Below are 6,128 nucleotides of genomic sequence, written 5' to 3'. Positions count from 1 at the left end.
GAAAGCTCCATGGCTCACAGTGCCGGGCCAGCAGATACCGCCCCGGCAGACGCGCCGCTATGCGGGCATTCTCAAATGATTCTTCGATAGCAGCTACGCGGGCATCTTTGATGAGTCAACGCGCAGGCTGGACTGGCCCCCGCCGGGCTCTATAATCGGATAGTTACCGGGTCGCGCGCATCGGGAGGAGGGACGATGCGCATTACTGAACGAGCCCGGAACCTTGAACTCCTCAACAATGTCCTCCCTGCCCGCTTCCCTGGAAGCGCCTCTCGCTCCTGATGCTGCGCCTGCCTCCGCTGCACCTGCCTCCGCTGCACCTGCCTCCGATGCGCTGGCTCCGCCCACCGGGCGGTTCGCCAGGCTCCCGCACCTCGCAGGCCGCAGCTTTATCCCCTTGGGCCTGTTCGCCCGGCTGCCCCTGGCCATGCTTACTGTTGGCGCCCTGACACTTGTTACGTCCGTGACAGGCTCCTACGCGCTCGGTGGCACTGCCGCTGGTGCTGTGGGGATCGGGTCGGCCCTCGGCGCCCCGGTTTTTGGTGCCCTCGCAGACCGCAGGGGACAGCGGCCCGTACTCCTGGTGGCGGCGGTGCTTAACACTTTGGCTGTCCTGGCTCTGATCGTGTCGGCCTGGGCTGCGCCCGAAACCGGGTCTTTTCCCGTGGCCGTGATCGCCGCCGCATTCCTTGCTGGGGCCAGCTGCCCGCAGGTAGGGCCGCTGGCCAGGGTGCGCTGGATGGCGCTCACCTCGCGGGGCAAGGGAGGGAAGGACTGCAGGGATCTGGACACGGCACTGTCGTACGAAGGCACGGCTGATGAGCTGACGTTCGTGCTGGGACCGGCTCTGGTGGGAATCCTTGCCAGCCTGGTGGCCCCTTGGCTGCCGTTGGCCTTGGCCGCAGCCATGACCATCACGCTGGTGCCCGCCTTTGCCGTGCACTCCACACACAAGGCGGTTCCCCTGAACCGGGGCTCCGCAGCTTCGCGCAAGGCTGCGAGGATTCCCGCCGTCGTCGCACTGCCCGTCCTGGCGATGGTGGCCATGGGCACTTTCTTCGGGTCAGCCCAGACGGCTTTGAGCTCCTTCTCCGCCAGTTTCGCCACCTCGGAAATCGCCGGACTGCTGTATGCCGTCATGGGACTGAGTTCGGCCGCCGCAGCCCTGTCCGTGGCGTACTGGCCCCAACGTTTCACTCCCGCCGCCCGGTGGCTGGTCAGCGCGGCACTCATGACGGTGCTCGCGTTGCTGCTGCTGGTGCCCGGATCGCTGGGCGGCATGATTGCGGTGCTTCTGGTCCTGGGATTGCCCGTGGGCCCCGTGATGGTCACAGTCTTCTCGATCGGAGGCCTGGTGGCGCCGGTGGAAAGGCTGGGCACTGTGATGACAGCTCTGGCAAGCGGGATCGTGGCGGGTACCGCACTGGGGGCCGCCGTTGGTGGCCAGCTGGCGCAGGCCCACGGCTACCACGCCGCCTTCATTGTCCCGGTGATTGCCGCCGGCGGCCTGCTGGTGCTTGGCGCCGCGGCCGCCGTTGGTCTCCGCAAACGCCACTGATCGACGCCGGACACTGGTCACGGCCAGGCGGCGTGTGCAACGGTCAGCCCAGCTGGGCCTCAATGCGCGCGGCGCCCGCCACCAGCGCAGCGGCGATTTCTTCCGGATTCTGGGCTGCCCGGATATAGACGACGGCCAGCGCGGCCGGTCGGCCGGCAGGGACCCTGACCGGAACAGCCACGGAGGAGACTCCGGCGATGACTTCATCGTGGCTGGCGGCATAGCCCAGCTGCCGCGCGGTTCCCGCCTCGGGCCGGTAGGGGATTCCCGGGACTGCCGCCTGCCACTCAGCTTCTGAATAGGCGGACTGGATCGCAATGCCAGGGGCACCCGCGCTGATGGGATGCCGGGAGCCAGGGTGCTGGACGATGGCGGCCCCGGTATACCGCGGGTCCACGGTGACCAGAGTGACGCAGTCATCGCGGTCCCAGACGGCTACAAAGGCACTCATGGCCAGGGAGTTCGCGAGTTGCGTCAGTTCCGGCAGCGCCGCCGTCTGCAGGTTGCGGGCAACCCCCCGCGCCAGGACAGCCAGCCCGGGCCCCGGCTGGACTCTTCCCGCGTCATCGCGCATCAGCAAGGAATGGTCCTCCAGTGTCCGCAGGATCCGGTAGGCCACGGAACGGTGAACCCCCATGGCGTCGGCAAGTTCCGCAATGGTCAAGGGAGTCTCCGCGGCCGCCAGGATTTCCAGCGCACGGATTCCGCGCGACAGGGTCTGGGACGGCGAAGCCTGGGCTGCTCCGGCGGGGACTGCGGTGGGCGTCATGGGTCCCATCCTAGGCGGCTGCGCGGGCGTTGCCCGGGTGCCGTGACGGCGCTTTCCTCACTCGGACTGTGGGCGGACTGCGAAAATCTATGTGCTGATTCCGAAAAGGAAGTTCAACTATGGAATTGATCCGCGTGGAGAATCAAGAAAAATAGTGCGTTTCGTCACATCTTCGCGTAACGTCATACTAACTGACCGTTCGATCAGTAAATCGGACGGCCTAAATCCACCGTCGGCAGCCGTTATCCCAACCAGGCTGCCCCAAGCCACGGAGTTCCAATGACCGAAACTTCACGCGTCGATTCCGAGGCGGGCCCGAGCAGCAAGCACGAGGAACGCAAGGTCCTCGCAGCAACTCTGGTCGGCACCACCATCGAGTGGTACGACTTCTTCATCTTCGCGCAACTGACGGGTACCCTGCTGTCCCCGCTGTTCCTGGCTCCGCTGAATGAATCCAATCCGGGCCTGGCCCAGATCCTGTCTTTCGCGCTGATCGGCATCAGCTTCCTGTTCCGCCCGCTGGGTGCGGTGGTTGCCGGCCACCTCGGTGACCGGCTCGGACGCAAGGCCATGCTGGTCTTCACCCTCCTGATGATGGGCGCAGCCACCTCCCTGATCGGCATGCTGCCGACCTACGCGCAGATCGGCGTCTGGGCCCCCATCCTGCTGATCATCCTCCGTATTGCCCAGGGTTTCTCCGCCGGCGGTGAATGGGGCGGCGCTGCCCTGATGGCAGTGGAGCACGCCCCCAGGAGCCGGCGCGGCGTGTTCGGCGCATACCCGCAGATCGGTGTCCCGGTCGGCATGATCCTGGCCACCGGCCTGCTCTTCATACTCAACTCGAACATGTCCAAGGAAGACTTTGCATCGTGGGGCTGGCGGGTTCCGTTCCTGCTGTCCATCGTGCTGATTGTGGTGGGATACCTGATCCGGCGGGCCGTGGCCGAGAGCCCCGTCTTCCAGGAGATGGCGGCCCGAAAGGCTGAAAGCAGGGCGCCGCTCAGCGAGCTCATTCGTAGCCACAAGAGGCCGGTCCTCTACTCGACCATGATCTTCATCGCCAACAATGCCGCTGGCTACCTGTTGATCGCTTTCTTCATCTCCTACGCCACCAGGATACTGAAGATGCCGGTACCGGAAATCCTGCTCGCCACCACCCTCGCGTCCTTCGGCTGGCTGATCTTCACGCTCGCCGGCGGCTGGCTCTCAGACAGGATCGGGCGGGTCAAGACGTTCCTGATCGGGTATGCGATCATCTTCGTCTGGATGATCCCGATGTTTGCCCTGATCGACACCAGGAACATCTGGCTTTACGGTGTGGCGCTCTTCGTCCTGACCATCGGACTCGGTCTCTCCTACGGCCCGATGTCGGCGATGTACGCCGAGATGTTCCCGGCCAATGTCCGCTACTCGGGCATCTCCATCGGGTACGCGTTCGGTGCGATCCTGGGTGGTGCTTTCGCCGCAACCATTGCCGAGACGCTGCTGCTGAGCACCAAATGGACCGGATCCATCGGCATTTACATCATGATCCTGTGCGTGATTTCGGCTGTCGGGGTTTTGCTTGCCAAGGAGACGAAGGGCAACCCGCTGGGCGTCAGCAGCCACCACTAAAGTTGTACGCATCGCGGAACGGCGGGTTCGGGCCATCTGGCCTGGACCCGCCGTTTGGCTTTCCGGGCCCGGTGTTGCCGTCGGGCCTACTGGTTCAGCAGGCTGATGGCGTCCTCATCGGCCAATTGTTCGAAGTGCTGGTAGAAGCTGCCCACGGCGCGGAATTTGCCCGGCAGATGCAGGCACAGCACGGCGTCGCACACCCGCGACACGGCCGTGTAGGCCTCCATCGAACCCACCGGCGCTGCGGCGACGACGCGTGCCGCACCACCGGAACGTGCTGCCTCGGCGGCAGCGAGCATGGTGGCTCCGGTGGCCAAGCCGTCGTCGAGCAGTAGAACTGTTTGACCGGTGATGTCGTTGCTGATCCCCGGGTAAGTCGCGGCCCGGCGGAGCAGCTCGGCCCTCTCGCGTTTCTCCACTTCGTCCAGCCACTCCTGGCGGACGCCGTGGTCCAGAATGCGGGTGACCAAGGGACGGTTGAGCAGGCGCACTATCCGGCCTCGCGACCAGGCCAGCGCACCGAACGCTGTTTCGTCGTGGCCCGGGATGCCGAGTTTCCGGACCAGAACGGCGCCGAGTGGCAGGTACAGGGCCTTGGCAGCCGCGGCGGCCACAGGGATGCCGCCGCGGGCCAGCCCCAGGACGATGGTGTCGGGGCGTTCCCGGAACTGCGTGAGCACCGCAGCCAGCCGTTCACCGGCATCCGTGCGGTCTTCAAAACGCGTGCTCATTGTTCCCTCTCCGGCTGTCTCCGCCACGCTTCCAGCCTACCTTCTGCTGCCGCGCCGGGAACCGGGGATACTTCCTCCCGCAGCTGCTCAGTTACTGGAGGGTGGCGGTAACAGCCTTGGTGATTTCCTGGATCACAATAGTCCGTTCGGGGATGTCGCCCAGGTCGGCACCCTTCGTGAAAACCACCAGCACGTAGCTGCCCGAGGACACGAGAGGACGGCGGCGGCGTGGAGTTCGTTATCGAGCAGCCCGTATTTTGTGGAAGACGGTGACGCCGTCCGGAACTGCGGCCGGAATGAGGTTTTCGTAGTTGGTGTCCTGCATGTGGGACAGGAGCTGCCTAGAGCATTGCCCGGACCTGGAACTCCGAGGTGAACGCGCCCAGCGGATCATCGAGGGACGCTGAACCCTCCTCCACGAGGTGGTAATAGGGCGCAGGCGGCAGCGATCAGGACCGCGGCGAGGAAACCGGCGGCAGCCACCAGGGCGGAACGGCGGCGTAGGGCGGCGACCGTGCGGCGGGGAAGGATCGTGCATCGAACGATCCAAGCAGCGGAACCTATGCGGGAGCTATGAAATCCGTGTCAGGGATCAGTCGAGCATTGATCAGTCGCGCACTGGTCAGACCCCCAGGAAAGCGATGGCGCCTTGTTTGAAAGCCCGGCTGGTGATGGCGTTGGTGTGGTTGCGGCCAGGCAGCGTCAGTTGTTCAGCCATGGACCCTGCCCGGATTCCGAGTGCGGCAAGCTGCGGCATGGTGGCCGCACGTTCATCCTGGTCCCCGGCCACAAGGAGCATCGGCATGTGGGGTACGGCTTCGGCAGGATCGAAAGGCTCGGCCTTGATGGCATCCACCAGGGACAGCAGCGCGAAGATGTTGTTGCTCGGCAGGAGCATGGCCATCTTGAGCAGGCCGGCCGTGGACTCGTCCGCGATCGGGGTTCCGTCTGCGAGGTAGTTCTGGGCGGCGACGAGGTCAAAGGCTGCCAGCGGATCGGCGATGTTCGGTCCGCCCAGGACCAGGCGGTGGACGATCTCGGGCTGGGTGGCGCCGAATTCCCAGGCGAGCCGTGCGCCCAGGGAATAGCCCACAACGTCCACCCCGCTGGTGGGGTCACCGTCGTGCAATGGCCGCACGCCGGCGTCGAACGCTATCTGCAGCAGGTCTGCGCGGATCCGGCTGGGGGAGTAGGAGTCCATGTCCTCGGGGGCGCCGCTGCGGCCGTGTCCTGGCAGGTCCACGGTGATGACGCGGCGGCCGGCCTCTTGCAGGGCCGCCACCCAGCCGGTGTCATGCCAGTTGAGTTTGCTGGAAGAGGAGAAGCCGTGCAGCAGCAGCACGGGGCGCAGTCCGGCGTCGTTCTGGGGGTCGTGCACCTCCACAAAAAGTTGGGGGTCAGTGCCCTCAACGGTGTGGGAATGCATCTCGCCGGTGTGCCTGCCGCTCATGGT

Annotated in this window: 5 protein-coding genes; 2 read left to right on the top strand and 3 right to left on the bottom strand. The window is 65.4% G+C overall.

From position 1 onward, the window contains the following. Positions 1 to 238: 238 nt before the first annotated feature. The gene (locus NFC73_RS17260) at positions 239 to 1,558 is read left to right on the top strand and encodes an MFS transporter (RefSeq protein WP_372494686.1); all 1,320 of its coding nucleotides are present in this window, start codon (positions 239 to 241) and stop codon (positions 1,556 to 1,558) included. Positions 1,559 to 1,601: 43 nt separating this feature from the next. Here the strand turns inward: NFC73_RS17260 and NFC73_RS17255 are convergent, their stop codons facing one another. Next, positions 1,602 to 2,327 (bottom strand): IclR family transcriptional regulator, encoded by a 726-nt coding sequence (locus NFC73_RS17255; RefSeq protein WP_254752154.1) that lies wholly within the window; start codon positions 2,325 to 2,327, stop codon positions 1,602 to 1,604. 279 nt (positions 2,328 to 2,606) lie between these two features. Between NFC73_RS17255 and NFC73_RS17250 the strand changes: the two genes are divergently transcribed. Beyond that, positions 2,607 to 3,941 carry an MFS transporter gene (locus tag NFC73_RS17250; RefSeq protein WP_254752152.1) on the top strand — a complete coding sequence of 445 codons (1,335 nt, stop codon included), beginning with the start codon at positions 2,607 to 2,609 and terminating at the stop codon, positions 3,939 to 3,941. An 86-nt stretch (positions 3,942 to 4,027) separates the two neighbouring features. Here the strand turns inward: NFC73_RS17250 and NFC73_RS17245 are convergent, their stop codons facing one another. Continuing rightward, positions 4,028 to 4,675: a phosphoribosyltransferase gene (locus NFC73_RS17245; RefSeq protein WP_254752150.1), complete on the bottom strand. Its 648-nt coding sequence runs from the start codon at positions 4,673 to 4,675 to the stop codon at positions 4,028 to 4,030. Positions 4,676 to 5,297: 622 nt separating this feature from the next. After that, the gene (locus NFC73_RS17240) at positions 5,298 to 6,125 is read right to left on the bottom strand and encodes an alpha/beta fold hydrolase (RefSeq protein ID WP_254752148.1); all 828 of its coding nucleotides are present in this window, start codon (positions 6,123 to 6,125) and stop codon (positions 5,298 to 5,300) included. Positions 6,126 to 6,128 lie beyond the last annotated feature (3 nt).

This window comes from Pseudarthrobacter humi (genome assembly GCF_024294965.1).
GTDB lineage: Bacteria > Actinomycetota > Actinomycetes > Actinomycetales > Micrococcaceae > Arthrobacter > Arthrobacter humi.
This window is presented reverse-complemented; position numbering and strand designations above follow the sequence as displayed.